The following is a 21,468-nucleotide window of genomic DNA, read 5'->3' as shown; positions in this document are numbered from 1 at the left end:
TATAAATGTAAGAAGGGGGTTTTTTAAAAATGAACAATATCAGTTGGGAAGTTTTTAAAAAAACAGGTAGTATAGATGCATATCTATATTTCTGTGATTGCAAAAACATACATGAAGAAATTGAAGAAGTAAGGGAGAAAAAAGAAGACGATGATAATCCTGAACACCCAGGGGATAGTACTTAAAGCTATAAGGTACAAGGAAAGTGACGTAATACTTACATTATTTACTAGAAAGCTTGGAAAAGTATCTGCAATAGCAAAAGGAGCCAAAAAAAATAAGAGCTCTTTACTTTCATCATCACAGTTATTTTCTTATAGCAATTTTACCTTAAAAAAACAAGGTAATATGTACAAGGTTACTCAAAGTGAAATAATAAAAAGTTTTTATAATATATCCTATGATATAGAAGCATTTTCTTATGCTACATATATTACAAAATTAGTTGAGAATTCTATACTTGAAAATCAGACTAATAATAGGCTATTTATATTACTTGCGCAGACACTGTATTTGTATACACAGGAGAATACAGATAATAGGTTTATAACAGCAGCATTCGAGTTGAAGTTTTTGGACTATATAGGATTTAAACCTATAGTAAATAAATGCATTAATTGTGAATGTAAAATTTTACAAAATTCTGTGTTTAATATCTATGAAGGTGGTATACTATGTAGTAAGTGTAGTAAACTTTTTGATAATAATATAAAATTAGACTTAACAACTGTAAGTCTTATGGAATATGTATTAAAGAATGATATTTTAACATGTAGTAAAGCTAAAGTATCAAAATATATAACACATGAGCTTGAGAATATTCTAGACAAGTATTTGAAAGTTTATGTTGATAATATTAATTTTAAATCATTACACGTATTACAAAGTGTAAAAAATAATAAGGGAGTGGATAATGATGAGTAGTAATATAACTATTGAAATGGTTGATTCAGTCTTTGAAAGAGTTCCAGGAGCAACTTATGCAGAAGCAAAAGAAGCATTAGTAGTATGTAATGGAGATGTAATTGAGGCAGTAATATATTTAGAAAATAAAAAAAATACTTGTAATTGTAAAGCAAAATCTGCTAAAGAAACTATGGAAGAAGTGTTTGGTAAGGATGGAGAAAATATAAAACTTCAACTAAAAGAACTTCTTAGAAAAAGTAGTGTAGTAAGAGTGATAGTTGAGAAAGATGGAAAAACTATGATGAACATTCCTTTAACAGTTGGGGTTGTTGGATTAGCTTTTGTTCCATTAGCTACTTTAGTAGGCTTATCAGCTGCTGTTATAAGTAAATATCGTATAAAAGTTCAAAATGAAGAAGATGGAGAAATTGTAGATTTAGGTGAATTGAATGAAGAAAAACTTCATGTTTTGAAGAATATGATAACTAATGCTGCTAAAGATGTTAAGGATGTAGTAGTTGACAAAAAAGAAGATGATAAAGATGTAACTGCTGACCTTATGAAAGAAGAATTTGAAAAGAATAAAGAAGACGAAGACGAAAATAAATAGATATAAAGTGACTTTTAAAAAATGAAGAGAAGATAATTATAAGAATTATCACTAACATTGACAAATTTTATAGAATTTGATATTCTAAAAGTTGTAGAAGAACTATTAAAATAGCCTTTCGTGTAGACGAGAGGCTTTATTGTTATAGGAGGGATTTTTATGAATTTTCAAGAGATGATACTAGCGTTGCAAAAATACTGGTCAAAGCAAGGTTGTATCATGATGCAACCTTATGATATTGAAAAAGGTGCGGGAACTATGAATCCAAATACTTTTTTAAGATCACTAGGACCTGAGCCTTGGCAAGTATGTTATGTAGAACCTTCAAGAAGACCAGCAGATGGAAGATATGGTGAAAACCCAAACAGACTATATCAACATCATCAGTTCCAAGTTATATTAAAGCCATCTCCAGATAATATACAAGAGTTATATTTGGAAAGTTTAAAGGAAATTGGAATTGACCCAAGTGAGCATGATATAAGATTTGTTGAAGATAACTGGGAAGCTGCTACAGTTGGTGCATGGGGACTTGGATGGGAAGTTTGGCTAGATGGTATGGAAATAACTCAATTTACGTATTTCCAACAAGTAGGTAATATTGAATGTGAGCTTGAGACAGGAGAAATTACATATGGATTAGAAAGATTAGCTATGTACATTCAAGAAGTTGATAGTGTTTATGATTTAAAATGGAATGATAAAATAACTTATGGTGAAGTATTTAATAAAGCTGAGTATGAAAACTCAATGTATGCGTTTGAATTATGTGATGCAGATATGTTGTTTAATCTGTTTGATATATATGAAAAAGAAGCATTAAGACTTATGGAAAAAGGACTTGTAATACCTTCATATGATTATGTATTAAAATGCTCTCATGCATTTAATACATTGGATGCAAGAGGCGCAATAGGTGTTAGTCAAAGAGCATCATTTATAGGTAGAGTTAGAAATATGGCAAAGACTGTTGCAGAAACTTTTGTAAAACAAAGAGAAGAAATGGGATTCCCTCTTTTAAAGGACGGTGACAAATAATGAAAAATTATCTTTTATTTGAAATCGGTGTTGAAGAAATGCCATCTAGATTTGTAGGCAGTACACTAGAACAATTAAAAAACAATCTTAACAAATTATTTGATGAAAATAGAATATCTTTTGACAAAATAAGTGCATATGGTACACCAAGAAGACTGACTTTGGTAGTTGAAGGATTGAGTGATAAACAGAGTGACTTAGAAGAAGAAATAAAAGGTCCTGCTAAAAAAATTGCTGTTGATGCGGAAAATAATTTAACAAAGCCAGCATTAGGATTTATAAAAAGCAAAGGATTAAGTGAGTCTGATATATACTTTAAACAAGTTGGTAAAGATGAATATATATTTGCAACTATAAAACAAGATGGAAAAGAGACTTCAGAAGTATTAAAAGATATATTACCAGAGACTATAAAATCTGTAGTATTCCCAAAAGCTATGCGTTGGGGAGGTAAAAACCTTAAATTTGCAAGACCTATAAGATGGATAGTTACATTGTTGAATGACAAGGTATTAGAGTTTGACTTAGAAGGAATAATATCTTCTAATATAACAAAAGGTCATAGATTCTTAGGAGAAAGTACAATAGAAGTAAATTCTATAGAAGACTATCTTGAAAAATTAGAAAAAAATTATATAGTTTTAGACCAAAGTAAGAGAAAAGAAATTATAAGAAAACAATGTATAGAAGTTGCAAATTCTTTAGGTGGAGAAGTTGAATTTGATGAAGATTTACTTGAAGAAGTAACTTACTTAGTTGAGTATCCAACTGCTTTTTATGGAGAGTTTGATACTGATTATATAAAATTACCAAAAGAAGTTGTTATAACTCCTATGAAACAACATCAAAGATATTTCCCTGTGCTTAAAGACGGAAAACTATTACCTAACTTTATAGCTGTTAGAAATGGTGATTCTTACAGAATAGATAATGTTAAAGCTGGAAACGAAAAGGTTTTAGAAGCAAGACTTGCAGATGCTTTATTTTTCTATAGAGAAGATACTAAGAGAAACTTAGAAAGCTACATAGAAAAATTAAAAACTGTTGTATTCCAAGTAAAACTAGGAACTATTTATGATAAAACTTTAAGACTTGAAAAATTAAGTGCTGATATACTTGATAGTTTAGGTTTAGTAGATGAAAAATCAGATGCTATAAGAGCTGCTAAGTTATGTAAGGCAGACTTGGTTACTGGAATGGTAGGAGAATTTGACGAATTACAAGGTTTTATGGGAAAAGAATATGCAAAGGTTGGAGGAGAAAATGATGTTGTAAGTGAAGCTATTTTTGAACATTATCTTCCAAGATTTGCAGGAGATATACTTCCTAAAACTAATGCCGGGGTTGCATTATCAATAGCTGATAAGTTGGATTCAATAGCAGGTTTCTTTGCTATAGGAATACAACCAACAGGTTCTCAAGACCCATATGCTTTAAGAAGACAAGCTTTAGGTATACTTAGTATACTAATGGATAGAAAAGTTGCAGTAGATATAAAAGTGCTTATTGAACATGCTTTAGATAATTATTCTGAATTAGATTTTAACAAAGAAGAGGTTGTTGAACAAATAATGAATTTCTTCAATGAGAGAGTGAAAAATCTGTTTAAAGACTTAGGAATAAGATACGATGTTGTTGATGCTGTTTTAAGTTCTGATATAAATGATGTTTCTGATATGCACATGAGAGCTTTAGAACTTAATAATTGGCTAGAAAAAGATGAATTAGTAGAGATGCTTACTGCTTTTAATAGAGTTTCTACTTTAGCTCAAAAAGCAGAGTGTGATAAAGTTGACGAATCATTATTAAAAGAAGATGCTGAAATCAAACTTTACAATGAGTTTAAACAAGTAAAGGTAAAAGTTGAGGAACTATTGAAAGATAAGAAATATGGTGTTGCTTTGGATGAATTTGCATCTTTAAGACCAGTAGTTGATAACTTATTTGATTCAGTTATGGTTATGGATAATGACGAAGCCATCAAGAATAATAGACTTGGTCTACTTAAACAAATATATGATACTATGCTAGAGATTTGTGATTTATCTAAAATAGTTTATAAATAAGAAAATTTAAATTATTTACAAAAAATGAGATAGCTTATAACTATCTCATTTTTTATAAGTAAACACAAAAACTTATATCTTATACTTATCAGTTATTTTGTTTAAAATATCACTATTAGAATTTATCCATTCATAAAAATTTCCTGATGAAATTTCAGATATTTTATAAAGCATTTCGGGAATATCACTAGTTTTAAAATCTCCTATAGATTTTCCTAATCTAGTTTTGCCTATCTCAAAACTTCCTCCAACAAATAATTCAAATGCATCTGTAGATACTCCATCAACACTCTTCTTTTTACCACATAAACCGATACTACCAACTTGATGAACACCACATGAATTTAAACATCCTGATATATATAATTTAGGAGCTTTATTTAAAACTTCTTCATTATTTTGTAATCTAAAGTAATCTATGATTTCATGTAACATTTTCTGACTGTTTTGTATACCCATTTGACATATTGGAACACCTATACAGGAGATACTTTGTTCTAGTTGAGAATTACAACTAATAGTCTTACTTATTTCCAATATTCGTTTTGCTTCATTTCCATTTAAATTTAAGATGTATAATCCCTCTGTCATTCCCAATCTAATCATAGGGGATTCAATATTATCTAATTCTTGAAGTAAAATGTTTAAATCTTCTGTCGACAAGATACCTCCAACAGGATGCATATATACAGTGTATAAACCATCCTGTTTTTGGGGTATCAATCTAGAATCCTGTATATCTATTTTAATACCAAGCTTTGAGTAATCTATTTGTTCAACATTGAGTTCAAGATTACCTTTTTCTTTTTCTGCTTTATAATATTCTTTAAATTTTTCTAAAAATAACTCCTCACCAAGTGTTTCAACCATATATCTAACCCTAGCTTTATTTTTATTTTCATAATTACCATAAGCCATAAAAAACTTAATCATACCTTCGACACAGTATAGTGCATCTGTAGGTTTTATAAGTTCATCAAGCTCTAAAGCAACCTTAGGTTGTTTACCTAAACCTCCACCTAAGAAAACTCTAAAATATGGTTTACCATTTTTTAAAGTAGCTACAAATCCTAAATCTTGTATGCTACAATGAGCAGTATCTGTATAACAACTAGAATAAGAAACCTTCAATTTTCTAGGTAAATGATATGTAGTAGCATTTTTGATAAAATATTTATCAGTAGCAACTGCATATGGAGTAACATCAAAGGCTTCATCAGGATCAACTCCCGATAGTGGAGATAATCCGACATTTCTAGGATAATTACCACCGCCACCTCTAGTAAATATGTCGTTTTTTATTCCTTCTTCCATAACATCAACAATAGAGTCTATAGACAAATCATGTAGTTGTATAGCTTGTCTAGTTGTTAAGTGTATTTTATTCAAGTCATGCTTAATAGCCATTTCATAAATTTTATTAAGTTGATATTTGGATAAAACTCCAGCAGATACTCTAAGCCTTATCATAAAAGACTTTTTGTCCCTTTGAGCATAAACTCCATATCCACCAGAGAAGCCTTTGTATTGTATTTTATTTATTTCTTCATCTAAGAACTTTAAAGAATATTCTTTAAAGTTGGGTAGTTCATTTAACAATCTTTCCTTAAAATTATCCATTGTCTCACCTCATTATTAGTTTTGTATAAAACTAAATCTATTGTATAATAGAGATATATATTATTATTATCTAGATGAGATAAAAATATAACAGAACAATATCACTAGGAGAAAAAAATAAGGAAGATATAGTAAATATTTTGTTTTTATTTCATAAAATAAGTATAATATTTTTGTTTTATAAAATATAATTAAGATAAATAGATAATTTTGTAATTTTAATATATAATGTTTAGTAGAGTGTTGAAATAGCACTTAATATTCGCAGGAGGAGTACTTGTATATGGGAGAAATAATAAATGCATTAGATAGAGCCCTAGACATAATTTTGCTGTTATATCATGAAAAGAGAGAAATGGGAATAACTGAAATAAGTAAGGCTATGGGAGTATATAAAAGTACTGTGCATAGAACCTTAGTCACTCTTGAAAACAAAGGTTTTGTTATACAAAACACAGAGAATGGCAAGTATTGGCTAGGAATAAATTTATATGCAATAGGTATGGTTGTGGGAGAAAAAATGTCATTGACTGAAATAGTAAAACCATATACGAAAAAATTAAATCAAGAATTTAACGAAGTAGTTAATGTATCTATATTAGAAGAAAGAGCTCAAGATTCTCCAAGAAGTATCATAATACATAAAGAATATGGTTCAAATCAACTACTCTCAGTAAATCCTTCAGTTGGCTCCAGTAGCGAATGTTATTGTTCAGCAGTTGGAAAATGTCTTATGGCATTTAATGATTCTATAGATTTTGAAAAATATAGAAAGACACCAATACACAAGTATACAGAACATACAATTGATAATTGGGATGATATGATGCTTTTTTTAGCAAAAATAAAAGAACAGGGATATGCCATAGATGATGAAGAATTGGAACATGGACTAACTTGTATTGGAGCACCTATTCTAGATAAAGATAATAAAGCTATTGCGGCAATAAGTTTATCAGGTCCAACTATAAGAATGAGAGAAGGGGACTTTGAGTATAAAATTAAGAGAGTTATGGAAACTGCAAAAAGTATATCCGAGCTTTTTAGATAATTTTTTAACCCGAACAACAAAAAGAGGCTATATTTAAATTGTTATTTATGAATATCAGTTTAAATATGGCCTCTTTTTATTTAATCAAAAATTAAATATTCTTAAAATTTAAAATGTTGTTGAAATATATAAGCGAATGTGTTATCTTTTAATTAAGCAATACAAAAAAATAGAACGATGTTCTAAACTACAGAACAACACCAGAACATATATAATGTCTATACAAAATATAAATATTATATATTTAAAATTAAGGAAAAAAATATTACATAAAGGGGAGATTTGAGAAATGGAAAAAGTCAAGTTGAGTGTTGAAAGATGTAAGGGGTGTTATCTTTGTATTGAAGCTTGTAAAAAAGATGCAATAAGTCTTTCTGATTACACAAATAAAAAAGGCTTTGTAACTATCAAAGTTGATGAAGAAAAATGTATTCAATGTGGCGCTTGTTACACAATGTGTCCTGATTTAGTATTTGAGATATTATAAACTATTTTTATTGGAGGGGAGAAAAAAGTATGCAGAGTTTATTAATTAAAGGAAATGAAGCTTTAGCAGAAGGTGCTATACGTGGTGGCTGTAGATTTTATGCAGGTTATCCAATAACACCACAATCAGAAATATTAGAGATGATGGCATGGAGACAAAAAGAAGTAGGAGGAGTGTTTATCCAAGGGGAATCAGAAATAGCCAGTGTAAATATGGTTATGGGAGCAAGTGCACTTGGAGCAAGAGCTATGACTTCTTCATCTGGACCAGGATTTTCATTAAAACAAGAAGGTATTGCATACTGGGTGTCAGCTGGTTTGCCAGCAGTTGTAGCATGTGTACAAAGATATGGTATAGGTGATGGATTTATAGGAGCAGGTCAAGACAACTATTGGCAAGCTGTAAAAGGTGGAGGAAATGGAGATTATCATTTGATTGTATTGGCACCTAATAGTGTTCAAGAAAATATGGATATGGCATATGAGTCTTTTGAATTAGCTGAGAAATATATGCATCCAGTGCTTATACTTTCTGATGCTACAATAGGTCAAATGGTAGAACCTTGTCTAGCTCCACCAATGAAAGAGTACGATAAGGATAAAGCTCCATGGGCAGCAAAAGGAACACCTGTAGGAGAAAAAAATAAAGTTATAACTGATATAACATATTTTGAAGACCAAGATATATGGCAAAAAGGCTATATAGAAAAAATGAGAAAAGTTCAAGAAAATGAGCAAAGATGGGAAGAAATAGAGATAGAAGATGCTGATGTAGTATTTGTAGCATATGGGATTTCATCAAGAATAGCAGAAGGTGCAGTTAGAGATGCTAGAGCAAAAGGAATAAAATTAGGATTAATAAGACCAAAAACATTGTGGCCTTATCCAAGAAAAGCATTTAAAAAATTGAATGATTCATTAAAAGGTCTTGTAACAGTTGAAATGAACATGATGGCACAAATGAAGGAAGATGTAATTATAGCATGTGATAATAGATTCCCAGTATATTCAGTAGCAACAGCTCAATATATGGCAGAAGTAAATCAATTAATAGATTTTGCTCAAGAGATTATAGATGGAAAAGCTAAGCAAGAGGAGGTATTTTAATTATGGCTAAAAAAGCACCAGCAATAATGATGTGTGAAAATATGTTCTGTGGAGGCTGTGGACATTCTATAGTCGATAGAATCATTGGAGAAGTATTAACAGAAATGGATATATGTCAAGATACAATTATATGCTCAGATATAGGTTGTAATCATATGTTTCAATTTAGTATGAATGTAGATGTTGTCGTTCCACCACATGGTAAAATGGGTGCAGCAATGGCAGCTATGAAAAGAGTTAGACCAGATAAATATATATTTACAATAGCTGGAGATGGTGGAGCTTATGCGATAGGGCTTGGGGAAACTATGTCAGCTGCTACTAGAAATGATAATGTAATATTTCTTGTTATGAACAATAATATGTTTGCAATGACTGGAGGTCAAATGGCTCCAACTACTATAGAAGGTCAATATACAGCTTCTACTCCAAATGGTAGAAATTACGCAGATCATGGTTCAACATTTGATGTTGTAAAAGTTATGGGTAATTTGGATATAGCGTATCTAGCAAGAGGAACAATAACTAACCCTAAAGAAATAAATACAACAAAAAGATACATCAAAAAAGCACTAGAAAAACAAAAAGAAAAGAAAGGTTTTTGCTTAATAGAAGTACTTGTACCATGTCCAACAAACTGGGGATTAAAGCCAGTAGATGCAATGAAGAGAATCGAAAATGAACTTGTTCCAAAGTATCCACTTGGAGAATTTATTGATTAGGGAGGAAATGATATGTTAAATGAAATCATATGTGCTGGTTTTGGAGGACAGGGAGTTCTTACAGCAGGAAAAATTATAATGTATGTTGCATATAAAGCAGATAAGAAAATTACATGGTTCCCATCTTACGGAAATGAAATGAGGGGAGGAAGTGCAAATTGTAATGTTGTTGTAAGCGATGAAAAAATTGCAAATCCTTGTGTAAAAAATCCAGATATATTATTGGGAATGAATAGTGTATCAGTGGATAAATATGAAAGTTTAATGAAAGCAAATGGTTATATGTTTGTCAATGAATCATTAGTAAGTAAGGATAGAAAATATAGAGAAGATATTAACGTTATAAAAGTACCTGTTACTGAAATTGCACAAAATTTAGGTAATGAAAAAGCTGCTAACATTTGTATGCTAGGAGTTATGGTAAAGAATTTAGACTTATTTACAAAGGAAGAATTTGAAAGTGGAATGTGTGAATACTTTGAAAATCAAGGAAAAGGCAAGTTTAATGCCAAAAATATAGAAGCATTTGAAGCTGGGTACGATTATAAGTGAATATTTTAAATATTTAAAATAATTATTGAAATACTTATTTTTATATGTTAGTATTTAATTAATAAAATATAGAACGTCGTTCTGAGTAGTGGTACAAAGATTTTTTAAAACTTAAAATAACAGAACGATGTTCTATATAGTGAAACTAGGGGGTGTTAAATTGAAAATTCTAGTAATAAATCCTGGTGGTACATCTACAAAGATTTCTATTTTTCAAGATGAAAATGAAGTTTTGAAAAAAAATATAACTCATACAAGAGAAGATTTAAAAAAATTTTCTAAAGTATTTGATGAATATGGCTATAGAAAAAAATTAATAGTGGATATTTTAAATAGTGAGAATCATATCATAAATTCCTTTGATGCGGTAGTTGGTCGTGGTGGACTTATGAAAGCTATAAAAGGCGGCACTTATACTGTGAATGAAGAAATGATTGATGACATGAGAAGTGAGATAAATGGAGAACATGCATCGAACCTAGGTGCATTATTGGCTAAGACTATAGCAGATGAAATAGGAGTACAATCATTTGTAGTAGACCCAGTTTCTGTAGATGAGTTTGATGATGTATCAAGGGTTACAGGAATTTCAGATATAGAAAAAGCTAGTTGGTTACATGCATTAAATCATAAAGCTGTTTCAAGAAAAATTGCACAAAAACTAGGTGGGAAATATGAGGATTATAACTTTATTGTAGCTCATCTAGGTTCAGGAATATCAATTGTAGCACATAAACAAGGAAAGATGATTGATGGAAGTGGTGGAAGGTCTGATGGACCATTTTCTCCAGAAAGAAGTGGTGGATTACTTGCATATCCTCTTGTAGAGTTATGTTACTCTGGAAAATATACTCATGATGAAATGGTAGCAAAAGTAAGTTCAATTGGAGGAATGTACGACTATTTAGGTACAAAAGATATGATAGAAATTGAAAATAGAATTAAAGATGGTGATAAAAAAGCAAAACTTATAATGGATGCATTTATTTATCAAGTAGCAAAAGAAATCTCTATGTATGGAGCTTCACTTTCAGGGAATGTAGATAGAGTTATCTTAACTGGGGGGATATCACATTCGGAAATGGTAATTAGAGGAGTCATAGAAAGAGTTTCATATTTGGCACCAGTAGAGATAGTTGCAGGAGAAATGGAGATGGAAGCACTTGCTCTTGGAGCACTTAGAGTACTTAAGGGAGAAGAAATAGCAAAAACTTATTAATATTTAGGAGAAAGAGTATGTTAAAAGATTTTAATAATTTATTAGAAGAGGCTAAAAAGCTTGAACCTGTTATTGTAAGTGTTGCTGTTGCAGAAGATAAAGAAGTATTAAAGGCTGTGAAATCAGCAACAGATTTAAACATTATAAAGCCTATTCTTGTAGGAGACAAAGAAAAAATAGAAAGTATATCAAAAGAAATTGGATTAAAAGGTCACGAAATAATAGGATGTCAAAATCCTGATGAATCAGTTAAAAAAGCTGTAGAGATAGTTAAAAATAAGGAAGCTAAAGTTCTTATGAAGGGATTAGTAAATACGAGTGTCTATATGAGAGCTATATTAAATAAAGAAACTGGTCTTAGAACAGGGAGATTATTGAGTCTACTTGCAGTATATGAATTACCTCAATACCACAAACTTCTTTATTGTACTGATAGTGGTATAAATGTATCACCAAATTTAAATCAAAAAAAAGATATAATGATAAATGCACTTCTTACTATGAAGAGTATAGGCATGGAAAATCCTAAAACTGCTATACTTACTGCAAATGAAATGGTAGACCCTAAAATACAATCTACTGTAGATGCTAACTTACTTGTAGAAATGGAGAAATCAGGAGAAATACCAAATTGTGTAGCTGAGGGTCCAATAGCATTTGATGTGGCATTTGATGCACATGCAGCAGAACATAAGGGCATTAAAAGTAATATAGCTGGTGATGTTGATTTACTAGTATTTCCAAATATAGAAGCCGGAAATATATTAGGAAAATCATGGCTTAGATTTAATCAAGCTAAGTGGGCAGGTATAGTTTTAGGAGCAACAAATCCAATAATTTTAGGTTCACGTTCTGATACAGCTGAAATTAAAATAAATTCAATAGCATTAGCGTGCTTAGCATCACAATAAGAAATTATTATTTAAGGAGGATAAATTATTATGAAATATGCAAAAAGAATGGATATGGTAAAAGCTTCAGCTATAAGAGCTTCTCAAAAGAAAATAGCTCAGAAGGTAGCAAGTGGTGGTACTGTTATATCTTTTGCTGCAGGGCTTCCTGACCCAAATTTATTTCCAATAGAAGAGATAAGTGAAATAACTCAAAAAGTACTTAATGAAAGAGGCAAGTTTGCTTTAGCATATGGACCTACTAAAGGTGAAGATGAGTTATTAGAACTATTAGTAAAAAGAATGAAAGAAGAGGAAAATATTGATACAAAAGCAGAAAATATAATAATAACTACTGGTTCACAACAAGGTATATCTCTTAGTGCTATGATTCTATTAGAAAAAGGAGACATAGTAGTTACAGAAAATCCAAGTTACTTAGGTGCAATAAATGCATTTAGACCTTATGAATGTGATTTTTTAGGAGTAGATACTGATGATGAAGGAATGGTAACGGATGATTTGGATAAATTATTATCTGAAAATTCTAACATAAAGGTAATCTATGTAATACCAACATTTCAAAATCCTACAGGAAAGACATGGTCTCTACAAAGAAGAAAAGATTTTATGGAAGTCGTGAATAAATATGATGTCATAGTTATAGAAGATAATCCTTACGGAGAAATAAGATTTACACCAGAGCCTCTACCTACACTTAAATCTCTTGATACTAAAGATAAAGTATTGTATCTAGGTTCATTTTCAAAAGTATTATGTCCAGGATTTAGAGTTGCTTGGATGTGTGGTAATGTAGATATCATAGATAAGGCAGAACTTTTAAAACAAGGTATAGATTTACAGTCAAATCAATTTTCTCAAGTACAAGTAATAGAATTCTTAAAGAAATATAATTTAAATAAACATATAGAAAAAATAAGAGCTGAGTATAAAAAAAGATGCTTGTTGATGTTAGATGCTATGAAAAAACACTTTCCAGAAGAAGCTAAATATACAGAACCAGATGGAGGAATGTTCATATGGGTTGAGCTTCCTGAAAGTATAAATGTAGATGATTTACTAGACAAAGCTATTGATGCTGGAGTTGCTTATGTTTCTGGAGAATCATTCTTTGCAAATAATGGACCAAAAAACACTATGAGACTTAACTATACAACAATGTCAGAAGAACAAATAGTTAATGGAATTCAAATACTTGCAGAAGTTATAAAAAAAGAACTCAATTATGCTTGTGAATAAATATAAAAAGTGAGGGCTTAAATATGGGAGAAAAAGGGAACGGTATAAAGTTTGGAAAGTTAATGTTTCAACTTGTTATTATAGCAATATCTTGGGAATTAGTTTATATTATACCATTTATCCAATATACATTATATGATCCAATCTTAAAAGCATTAGAGTGTACAAATACTCAACTAGGTTTTCTACTTACGATTTATGGATTAGGGAATATATTTGGAGCTCCTATAGGGGGTTGGTTAGCAGATAGATTTGATTATAGAAAGATAATTTTAGGTTCTATATTTCTTAATGGATTAGTATCATTTGCATTTGCATTTAATATGAACTATCCGTTTGCAGTTGCAACTTGGGTAGGTTGTGCAATAACATCATTAGTTATGAACTATCCTTCTATGGTAAAGATACTTAGAGTTATAGGAAAAGATAATCAAGGTAAAGTTTATGGATTCAATGAAGCTATGGTTGGAGTTTCTGGAGTAGTAATGGGAGCAATATTCTTATATATTTATACATGCTTTTCAACTCCTGTATTAGGTATGAGATGGGTAATGATATCTTTAGGAATATTATCAATAGCAATGTGTCCAGTATTATGGTATGTAATTAAAGATGTAGATATTAGAGAAGATAAAGAAGAAGTAAGTGAAAAAATGTCTGCTGGTGATTTTATGACAGTACTAAAATCACCAAATACTTGGCTAGTAGGAATAAGTATATTCTGTGTATATTCATTCACAGTTACAATGTCTTATTTTACACCATATATAACATCAGTACTTGGAGGCTCTGTAGCATTGTCTGGGGCATTAGCAATAATAAGACAACATGGTCTAAAATTATTTGGAGCGCCATTTGGAGGATATTGTGCAGACAAAGTGAAATCACCTACAAAAGTACTTTTACCAATATATGTATTTGGTATAGCAGTAATAGTTTTATTCCTAGTATTACCTGCATCTACTCCAATGACTATATTTATAGCTTTAACATTTGTAGTAGGTATATTAGGCTACATGGGAAAAGGTATATACTATGCAGTTCAAGATGAAGTAAAAGTTCCAGTTAAATATTCAGCAACTACTATAGGTATAGCTGCAGCTTTAGGATTTTCACCAGATGTATTCCAATTTGCATTGATAGGACACTGGATAGATACTTATGGTAATAAAGGTTACACATATACATTTATATTCCAGATAGCAATTCTAGTAATTGGTATACTATCTTGTTTATATATATTAAAAGTTAAGAAGAGAAGAGAAAGTAAGTTAGAAGCATAAGCATTGTAAGAATACCAAAATATTAATTTTTATAGCAATACTTAAAGTTTAAAGTGTAAAATATCAAAATGTTATCAAGTTTCTAGGTTTTAGTATAAAGTTACCCCTAAAGGTTTGGAATTGAGTGGCAATTATCATCTATTTACATATTTACATAAACCTATTTAATTTAAATCTTAAAAAAATTTAAAAAATAGGTGGTAATTGTACTCAATTTTATACCTCATAATAAATACGAAAATTTAAAATCTAACTATATGCTATTCAATTATATATTAATAATTGTATATTGTACTATTTATATAATAACAGTTTCAGGCTTTTCATTACATGTATTCCAATTTATATTGTTTGATTATTTGTCAAATACATATCGTTAAAAAGTTTATAAATTTATGTTTATATATCAATTAATATTCTTAATTTTAAAAATAAATATTTATAGTTTGTGGATTAAAAATAATATAAATAGAAGATAGATTTTTTAGATATATATGAGTTAAAGATTATATAAAATATTGAAACATAGCTGTTTAAATTATTGTCTATAAATATAAAATGAATGGTGGTGAGTTAAGTGACCGATTTAGTTAACACCATTAATGGAATTGTTTGGTCACCTGTATTAGTTGCAATGTGTTTGTGTATAGGATTATATTTTTCACTGAGACTAAGATTTTTTCAAATAAAAGATGTAAAAGAAATGTTTACTCTTTTACTTGAAGGAGATAGCTCTCATGTTGGAATATCCTCGTTTCAGGGTTTTGCTACATCTATGGCTGGAAGAATAGGAACTGGAAATATAGCTGGTGTAGCTGTGGCGATAGCAATGGGAGGACCGGGAGCATTAGTATGGATGTGTATAATGGCTACATTAGGATCGGCAACTGCATTTGTAGAATCCACTTTAGCTCAGATATATAAAGATGAGCATGATGGACAGTACAGAGGAGGCCCTCCATATTACTTTGAAAAAGGTCTTGGTTGGAAAAAATGTTCAATTTTATTTTCAGTAGTCGCAATAGCAAGCTATACATTTTTTATGCCTGGTACACAATCAAATACTTTATATCTAGCAATGAATCAAGCATTTGGATTTTCAAAAATGACAATAGCAGTTACATCTTCTATTGCACTAGGGATAATAATTTTCGGAGGAATTAAAAGAATTGGTTTATTTGCTGAGAAAGTAGTACCTATAATGGGTGGAGCATACCTTATTATGACATTAGTAATAATCATAGCAAATATAAATTTGGTTCCAGGAGCTATTATAACAATGTTTAAATCTGCATTTGGATTTGGTTCGGTTTTTGGAGGAATGTTAGGTTCAGCAATATCTTGGGGAGTAAAACGAGGTATATACTCAAATGAAGCAGGAGAAGGTTCTGGAACTTATGGTGCAGCAGCAGCAGAAGTAAGTCACCCAGCCAAGCAAGGACTAGTACAAGCTTTTTCTGTTTATGTAGACACATTATTAATATGTATGGCCACAGGTATTATGATTATAATAACAGGCATGTATAATGTTACAGATGTTTATACAACGTTACCAGGTGTAGAACCAGGACCACAATATGTACAGAGTGCAATAAATACATTACATCCTCAATTAGGTGATATTTTTATAGCAATAGTTTTACTACTATTTACATTTACAACATTATTAGCATTCTCATACATGATGGAGACCAATGTATCTTATTTAGTAACTAGAATTAAAGCAGAAAAGCACGAAAAGTACATAATTAATGTCTGTAGATTTATGCTTATAGTATGTGCAGCAATGTGTTGTTTTATAGAACCACTTACAAGTTGGGCACTTGGTGATATATGTATAGGTGTATTAACATATATAAACTTAGTTGGTATATTTACATTAAAAAAACCAGCTATAAAAGCATATTATGATTATCAAAGGCAGAAAAAGATGGGAATAAAAAGGAACGATAGAACTTTTAATCCTATAGAATTGGATATAAAAAATGCTGAATTTTGGGAAAATAAGTGCATAAAAGAGAATAAGAATGGGTTAAATTAAAGATAATTTATAGAGCTTTATATATATTTTATTTTAGTTTTTATAATAAACTCAAATATGAATTCAATGTTATGTATACTAGAAAGTTGAATATTCATTGAGTTACTATATTTTGCAGTGATGCTATGACTATATTTTATGATAAATCTAATCGTAGTGTCACTGTAAGTGATTAGATTATAGGTTCAATATAGTGAATTAAAGTTTATAATAGGATACAATAACTAACAAATAAATCTAGTGGGAGGTAAGATTGATATGAAAGAAAAAATAATACAAGTGGCGGATTTAAAGAAAGAAAAGATTTTAGGTTTATGTCAATCTCTATATGATGAGCCAGAAATTGCTTTACAAGAATATAAGTCTGCTAAAAAAATAGCTGAATTTCTAAGAGAAGAAGGTTTTGAGGTTGAAGAAAATTTGGCAGGTATGGCAACAGCTTTTAAAGCAACCAAGAAAAATGGCGATGGTCCAAGAATAGCCTTTATAGCAGAATACGATGCTCTTCCAGGTAATGGTCATGCATGTGGCCATCATTTGATAGCTTCCATGGGAGTTGGAGCTGGAATAGCTCTTGCAAGTATACTAGATACTTACAAAGGAGAGGTAAGTATAATTGGGACACCAGCTGAAGAAACTGGAGATGGAAAACCTTATTTAATAGAACATGGAGTATTTGATGGATATGATGCAGCAATGATGATACATCCAAATTCAAAAACTTGTGTAACACCAGAAATTATCGCAATAGGGGGATTAGATTTCATATTTACTGGAAAAGCATCTCATGCAGGAGCTAAGCCATATAATGGAATAAATGCTTTGGATGCAGTAGTATTATTATATAATAATGTGAATGCATTGAGACAACAATTGGTAGATGGAACTAGAATACATGGTATCATACTAGAAGCAGGAACTGCTGCAAATGTAATACCTGACATGGGGAAAGTAAGACTAGAAATACGAGCAAAAGAGCAAGACTACTTTGATGAGGTAGTTGAAAAAGTAAAAAATTGTGCTAGAGGAGCTGCAATAGCTACTGGTTGTGAACTTGAGTTTTACCATTTTGAGCCAACTTGCCAAGGCTTAAATGCAAACAAGGTTTTAACAGGTATTTTTACAAATATTATGGAGGAATTTGGTATATATGATGACGATGACCAGGTATTATTAGGTTCGACAGATATGGGAAATCTAAGTCAAATGATACCATGTATACACCCTTTAATGAAATTCTCTGAAAATTGCGAAGAGCTACATACAAAAGAATTTTTGAAAGCTTCTATGAATCCATATGCAAAAAATAGAGTGATTGATGGTATAAAGATATTGGCCTTAACAGGATTTAGATTATTTGAAAATCCAGAGTTAATTGAAAAAATGAAAGAGGAGTAGATTTTAAATAGAAGGGACTTTACTATGACTAATAAAACTGAAGGCAAAAAGAGAAAATTAACATTCCCAGATGCATATGTTTTGATGATAGGTCTTATAATATTTGCAGCCGTAATGACCTATATTGTTCCTTCTGGAACATATAATAGAGTTGAAGATTTAACTACTGGAAATATGCTTGTGCAAGCAGGAAGTTTTAAATATGGAGAACAACATCCAGTTAGTATAATGGATGTATTTAGAGCTATACCAAGTGGGCTTGGAAAAAATTCTGTTACAGTTTTCTTTGTACTTATCATTGGTGGTGCATTTGGTATAGTGAATTCTACTGGCTCACTAGATGCTTTGATTGGAAGAGTTATTTCTAAAAGTCAGGGAAGCAAAAAAGGTGAGATTATAATTACATGCTTAGTATTGACTTTTGGGTTAGCTGGTGGAGTTGTAGGTATGTATGAAGAATGTATTGCATTCTTGCCTATATTAATGACTTTATGTATCGCTTTAGGATATGATGCTTTAGTTGCTGCAGGTATTTTACTTCTAGGACTTGCATCAGGTTATGGTTCAGCTACTATTAATCCTTTTACTGTGGGATTGGCACAAGGTATTTCTGGACTGCCACTTTTTTCAGGAATGTGGTTTAGATGGATATTTTGGATTTGTACTATGATTTTACTTTCAACATATATAATTTTTTATTGTAAAAAAATAAAAAGAGACCCAAGTAAAAGTTTAGTATCAGATATTGATTATAGTAATTGGAAACTAGATGAGTCATCTGTCAAAGAAAAATTGTCTGCTGGAAATATTAGAGTATTAGTTACATTCTTTGGCGGTATACTTGCTTTGATGATATTGATTGTAAAATTTTCTTTGGGCATGTCAGATTTATCAGCTTATTTCTTTGCTTTAGGAATTTTATGTGGAGTGGTATATGGTATGAGTCCAAATAAAATTGCTTCTGGATTTGTGAAAGGTATGCAAGATATGGTTTATCCAGCTATTTTGATAGGATTTGCATCTAGTATAGTAGTTATATTAGAACAAGGAGTAATTTTAGATTCAATAGTTCATGGATTGTCGCTGGTATTAAATTATGTTCCTAGAATTTTTAGTGGTGGAGTAATGATGATTATGCAGTCTGTAATTAATTTCTTTATACCTTCAGGCACTGGTCAAGCTATGGTGACAATGCCTCTTATGGCTCCACTTGCAGATGTTATAGGCATACCTAGACAGGTTGCAGTATTAGCTTATCAAATGGGGGATGGATTTGCAAATGGGATAGTTCCAACACTTGGAGTTCTTATGGCTGGTATATCTATTGCTCATGTACCTTATACAAGATGGTTTAAATTTGCATCAAAGATAATACTTATGGAATTAGCATTAGGGTTTATATTTTTGATGATTGCAGTACAGATTAATTTAGGTCCTTTTTAAAGTGTTAAAAAATATATTTATATAATTTTAAAATAAAATATATTGGGATTAAACATAATTAAATTATAAAATTTATAATATAATAAATTACATTTAAGTATAGTCTCTAAAACAAAAGGTGAACTTTGTATAGTTCACCTTTTTGATTTACTTTTTTAATTTATAAAAAAAATTCTTAAAAAGACTTGACTTGAAGTTAACTTAAGGTTGTATATTAAAAAAAAGATAATTATAAGGAGTGTGATGCTTATGACAATTAAAGAAGCTTCAAAACGTACTGGAATATCAGTCGATAATTTGCGTTATTATGAAAGGATTGGTTTGATTCCACCTATTCCTAAAAATAAATCTGGAATTCGTGATTATGATGAACGTGCTATTCATTGGATTGAGTTTGTGATGAAGTTTAAAAAAGCAGGTGCTTCTTTAGAAGCTATTATTGAATATGTACGACTTGCATGTTCTGATGATGATACAAAGGAAGTCCGTAGAGAAATATTGGTGGAAGTAAAGGAAGATTTGACTACACAGATTAGTAAACTTCAAGAATGTTTAGATGTTGTTGAGTATAAAATTGAAAATTACTATAATCTGTGTGACCCTGTAACACAAAAAATGGTTAAGGAGTGGAAAGAAAAGCATTAATATAAAAAATAGTACTTGACCTTAAGTTGAGTTAAGGGAATACAATATAAAAAATAAAAGAAAAGAGGTAATTATATATGAAAAAAGATTTAGGTTCTGTAATAGGACTATATCCTACACCATTAGTAGTAGTTGGAGTAGTAATTAATGAAAGACCTAACTGGATGTTAGTAGGACATTTAGGTATTATTGGACATGACCATATTATGATAAGTTTAGCAAAATCACATTATACGAATAAAGGAGTTAAAGAAAGCAAAGTACTTTCTGTAAATATTGTAGATGAATATATGTTGTCAAAAGCAGATTATGTTGGTTGTGTAAGTGGAAGTAAAATTGATAAATCAAAAGTATTTGAATACGAAATAGGTAACGAAGGTGCACCACTAATAAAAGAATCAAAATTAAACATGGAATGTTATGTAGATGATATTTATGAAACAAATGGATTTGAAAATTTTATCTTAAAAATAAGTCATACATATGCAGCTGAAGAAATTTTAAATGAAGAAAGTAAAATAGATTATGATAAATTAAAACCAATTTTATTTGAAATGCCTGGATATACATATTTAAAAACAGGAAATACAGTCGCTAAATGTATGACACTTAAAAAGAATGAGGGGGAATAGATATGAGTAAAAAAAATATTGTAATATACTTTTCAATTTCATCAAACACTAAAAGAATTGCAGAGATTATTCAAAAATACACATTGGCTGATATACAAGAGATATTTACAGAAACACCATACACAAAGGATTATAACGCGCTAGTAAAACAAGCCCAACAAGAAATACAAAAAGGTATTATGCCTAGTATTAAAAAAATATCATATGATTTAAATGATTATGATACTATTTTTTTAGGGACACCAAATTGGTGGAGTACAATTGCACCACCTATAGCAACTTTACTTAACCAGAATAATTTAAGTGGAAAAAATATTATACCTTTTATTACTCATGGAGGTGGTGGAAAAGGTCATGCTGATAAAGATATAAAAAAATTATGTCCTAATTCAAAAGTTTTAGATATATTTGATATTTATGGAAATGGAGGAAATGGTGCAGAAGAAAAAATTATTTCATGGCTTAAGGGAATAAATATGTATGAGCAAAAGTAAGCTTT

The 21,468-nt window shown here is 30.2% G+C and carries 21 protein-coding genes; 20 read left to right on the top strand and 1 reads right to left on the bottom strand.

Features of this window, described 5'->3' with window-relative positions; all coding sequences use genetic code 11:
• Positions 1–29: 29 nt before the first annotated feature.
• The 5 genes from ACTG44_RS12865 to glyS all read left to right on the top strand — a co-directional run bounded on the left by ACTG44_RS12865 (position 30) and on the right by glyS (position 4,620).
• The gene (locus tag ACTG44_RS12865; protein ID WP_003416649.1) at positions 30–185 is read left to right on the top strand and encodes a YqzL family protein; all 156 of its coding nucleotides are present in this window, start codon (positions 30–32) and stop codon (positions 183–185) included.
• Positions 151–924 carry a DNA repair protein RecO gene (recO, locus tag ACTG44_RS12860; RefSeq protein WP_021385310.1) on the top strand — a complete coding sequence of 258 codons (774 nt, stop codon included), beginning with the start codon at positions 151–153 and terminating at the stop codon, positions 922–924. The genes ACTG44_RS12865 and recO overlap by 35 nt, the downstream gene beginning before the upstream one ends.
• Positions 917–1,516 (top strand): DUF4342 domain-containing protein, encoded by a 600-nt coding sequence (locus tag ACTG44_RS12855; RefSeq protein WP_021385335.1) that lies wholly within the window; start codon positions 917–919, stop codon positions 1,514–1,516. Before recO ends, ACTG44_RS12855 begins: the two co-directional genes overlap by 8 nt.
• A gap of 159 nt (positions 1,517–1,675) precedes the next feature.
• Positions 1,676–2,554, top strand: coding sequence for a glycine--tRNA ligase subunit alpha (gene glyQ, locus ACTG44_RS12850; RefSeq protein WP_021385338.1), 879 nt, complete (start codon positions 1,676–1,678; stop codon positions 2,552–2,554).
• A complete protein-coding gene (gene glyS, locus ACTG44_RS12845; RefSeq protein ID WP_479920552.1) occupies positions 2,554–4,620 on the top strand; it encodes a glycine--tRNA ligase subunit beta in 2,067 nt (688 codons plus the stop codon). The genes glyQ and glyS overlap by 1 nt, the downstream gene beginning before the upstream one ends.
• A gap of 72 nt (positions 4,621–4,692) precedes the next feature.
• Here the strand turns inward: glyS and ACTG44_RS12840 are convergent, their stop codons facing one another.
• Positions 4,693–6,240: a nitrite/sulfite reductase gene (locus tag ACTG44_RS12840; protein ID WP_479920551.1), complete on the bottom strand. Its 1,548-nt coding sequence runs from the start codon at positions 6,238–6,240 to the stop codon at positions 4,693–4,695.
• Between the two features lie 283 nt (positions 6,241–6,523).
• Between ACTG44_RS12840 and ACTG44_RS12835 the strand changes: the two genes are divergently transcribed.
• The 15 genes from ACTG44_RS12835 to ACTG44_RS12765 all read left to right on the top strand — a co-directional run bounded on the left by ACTG44_RS12835 (position 6,524) and on the right by ACTG44_RS12765 (position 21,463).
• Positions 6,524–7,291 (top strand): IclR family transcriptional regulator, encoded by a 768-nt coding sequence (locus ACTG44_RS12835; RefSeq protein ID WP_021385347.1) that lies wholly within the window; start codon positions 6,524–6,526, stop codon positions 7,289–7,291.
• Positions 7,292–7,580: 289 nt separating this feature from the next.
• On the top strand, positions 7,581–7,778 hold the full coding sequence (locus ACTG44_RS12830) for a 4Fe-4S binding protein (RefSeq protein WP_003416663.1): 198 nt from the start codon (positions 7,581–7,583) through the stop codon (positions 7,776–7,778).
• Positions 7,779–7,807: 29 nt separating this feature from the next.
• Positions 7,808–8,884, top strand: coding sequence for a 3-methyl-2-oxobutanoate dehydrogenase subunit VorB (vorB, locus tag ACTG44_RS12825; RefSeq protein ID WP_479920550.1), 1,077 nt, complete (start codon positions 7,808–7,810; stop codon positions 8,882–8,884).
• Positions 8,885–8,886: 2 nt separating this feature from the next.
• Positions 8,887–9,606: a thiamine pyrophosphate-dependent enzyme gene (locus ACTG44_RS12820; RefSeq protein ID WP_021385321.1), complete on the top strand. Its 720-nt coding sequence runs from the start codon at positions 8,887–8,889 to the stop codon at positions 9,604–9,606.
• Between the two features lie 12 nt (positions 9,607–9,618).
• Entirely contained in the window at positions 9,619–10,158 is a 540-nt protein-coding gene (locus ACTG44_RS12815) for a 2-oxoacid:acceptor oxidoreductase family protein (protein WP_021385325.1), read from the top strand.
• A gap of 160 nt (positions 10,159–10,318) precedes the next feature.
• Entirely contained in the window at positions 10,319–11,377 is a 1,059-nt protein-coding gene (gene buk / locus ACTG44_RS12810) for a butyrate kinase (RefSeq protein ID WP_479920549.1), read from the top strand.
• A 17-nt stretch (positions 11,378–11,394) separates the two neighbouring features.
• Positions 11,395–12,288: a bifunctional enoyl-CoA hydratase/phosphate acetyltransferase gene (locus ACTG44_RS12805; protein WP_021385300.1), complete on the top strand. Its 894-nt coding sequence runs from the start codon at positions 11,395–11,397 to the stop codon at positions 12,286–12,288.
• Between the two features lie 30 nt (positions 12,289–12,318).
• A complete protein-coding gene (locus tag ACTG44_RS12800) occupies positions 12,319–13,527 on the top strand; it encodes an aminotransferase-like domain-containing protein (RefSeq protein ID WP_021385332.1) in 1,209 nt (402 codons plus the stop codon).
• 23 nt (positions 13,528–13,550) lie between these two features.
• Positions 13,551–14,810, top strand: coding sequence for an MFS transporter (locus ACTG44_RS12795; protein WP_479919131.1), 1,260 nt, complete (start codon positions 13,551–13,553; stop codon positions 14,808–14,810).
• A 577-nt stretch (positions 14,811–15,387) separates the two neighbouring features.
• The gene (locus ACTG44_RS12790; protein WP_021385330.1) at positions 15,388–16,851 is read left to right on the top strand and encodes an alanine/glycine:cation symporter family protein; all 1,464 of its coding nucleotides are present in this window, start codon (positions 15,388–15,390) and stop codon (positions 16,849–16,851) included.
• Between the two features lie 258 nt (positions 16,852–17,109).
• Positions 17,110–18,249 (top strand): M20 family metallopeptidase, encoded by a 1,140-nt coding sequence (locus ACTG44_RS12785; protein WP_021385322.1) that lies wholly within the window; start codon positions 17,110–17,112, stop codon positions 18,247–18,249.
• Positions 18,250–18,273: 24 nt separating this feature from the next.
• On the top strand, positions 18,274–19,692 hold the full coding sequence (locus ACTG44_RS12780) for a YfcC family protein (RefSeq protein ID WP_021385355.1): 1,419 nt from the start codon (positions 18,274–18,276) through the stop codon (positions 19,690–19,692).
• A 249-nt stretch (positions 19,693–19,941) separates the two neighbouring features.
• Complete coding sequence (locus ACTG44_RS12775) at positions 19,942–20,337, top strand: MerR family transcriptional regulator (RefSeq protein WP_021385331.1); 396 nt, start codon at positions 19,942–19,944, stop codon at positions 20,335–20,337.
• Between the two features lie 77 nt (positions 20,338–20,414).
• Positions 20,415–20,969: a flavin reductase family protein gene (locus ACTG44_RS12770; RefSeq protein WP_021385292.1), complete on the top strand. Its 555-nt coding sequence runs from the start codon at positions 20,415–20,417 to the stop codon at positions 20,967–20,969.
• A 2-nt stretch (positions 20,970–20,971) separates the two neighbouring features.
• Positions 20,972–21,463 (top strand): flavodoxin, encoded by a 492-nt coding sequence (locus tag ACTG44_RS12765; protein ID WP_479917112.1) that lies wholly within the window; start codon positions 20,972–20,974, stop codon positions 21,461–21,463.
• Positions 21,464–21,468: the final 5 nt, after the last annotated feature.

This window comes from Clostridioides sp. LIBA-2809 (assembly GCF_056688965.1).
This window is presented reverse-complemented; position numbering and strand designations above follow the sequence as displayed.

Excerpts from the sequence above, each read along its gene's own strand:
- ACTG44_RS12865 (WP_003416649.1), top strand. The coding sequence starts at position 30 with ATGAACAATATCAGTTGGGAAGTTTTTAAAAAAACAGGTAGTATAGAT.
- recO (WP_021385310.1), top strand. The coding sequence starts at position 151 with ATGATAATCCTGAACACCCAGGGGATAGTACTTAAAGCTATAAGGTAC.
- ACTG44_RS12855 (WP_021385335.1), top strand. The coding sequence starts at position 917 with ATGAGTAGTAATATAACTATTGAAATGGTTGATTCAGTCTTTGAAAGA.
- glyQ (WP_021385338.1), top strand. The coding sequence starts at position 1,676 with ATGAATTTTCAAGAGATGATACTAGCGTTGCAAAAATACTGGTCAAAG.
- glyS (WP_479920552.1), top strand. The coding sequence starts at position 2,554 with ATGAAAAATTATCTTTTATTTGAAATCGGTGTTGAAGAAATGCCATCT.
- ACTG44_RS12840 (WP_479920551.1), bottom strand. The coding sequence starts at position 6,240 with ATGGATAATTTTAAGGAAAGATTGTTAAATGAACTACCCAACTTTAAA.
- ACTG44_RS12835 (WP_021385347.1), top strand. The coding sequence starts at position 6,524 with ATGGGAGAAATAATAAATGCATTAGATAGAGCCCTAGACATAATTTTG.
- ACTG44_RS12830 (WP_003416663.1), top strand. The coding sequence starts at position 7,581 with ATGGAAAAAGTCAAGTTGAGTGTTGAAAGATGTAAGGGGTGTTATCTT.
- vorB (WP_479920550.1), top strand. The coding sequence starts at position 7,808 with ATGCAGAGTTTATTAATTAAAGGAAATGAAGCTTTAGCAGAAGGTGCT.
- ACTG44_RS12820 (WP_021385321.1), top strand. The coding sequence starts at position 8,887 with ATGGCTAAAAAAGCACCAGCAATAATGATGTGTGAAAATATGTTCTGT.
- ACTG44_RS12815 (WP_021385325.1), top strand. The coding sequence starts at position 9,619 with ATGTTAAATGAAATCATATGTGCTGGTTTTGGAGGACAGGGAGTTCTT.
- ACTG44_RS12805 (WP_021385300.1), top strand. The coding sequence starts at position 11,395 with ATGTTAAAAGATTTTAATAATTTATTAGAAGAGGCTAAAAAGCTTGAA.
- ACTG44_RS12800 (WP_021385332.1), top strand. The coding sequence starts at position 12,319 with ATGAAATATGCAAAAAGAATGGATATGGTAAAAGCTTCAGCTATAAGA.
- ACTG44_RS12795 (WP_479919131.1), top strand. The coding sequence starts at position 13,551 with ATGGGAGAAAAAGGGAACGGTATAAAGTTTGGAAAGTTAATGTTTCAA.
- ACTG44_RS12785 (WP_021385322.1), top strand. The coding sequence starts at position 17,110 with ATGAAAGAAAAAATAATACAAGTGGCGGATTTAAAGAAAGAAAAGATT.
- ACTG44_RS12780 (WP_021385355.1), top strand. The coding sequence starts at position 18,274 with ATGACTAATAAAACTGAAGGCAAAAAGAGAAAATTAACATTCCCAGAT.
- ACTG44_RS12775 (WP_021385331.1), top strand. The coding sequence starts at position 19,942 with ATGACAATTAAAGAAGCTTCAAAACGTACTGGAATATCAGTCGATAAT.
- ACTG44_RS12770 (WP_021385292.1), top strand. The coding sequence starts at position 20,415 with ATGAAAAAAGATTTAGGTTCTGTAATAGGACTATATCCTACACCATTA.
- ACTG44_RS12765 (WP_479917112.1), top strand. The coding sequence starts at position 20,972 with ATGAGTAAAAAAAATATTGTAATATACTTTTCAATTTCATCAAACACT.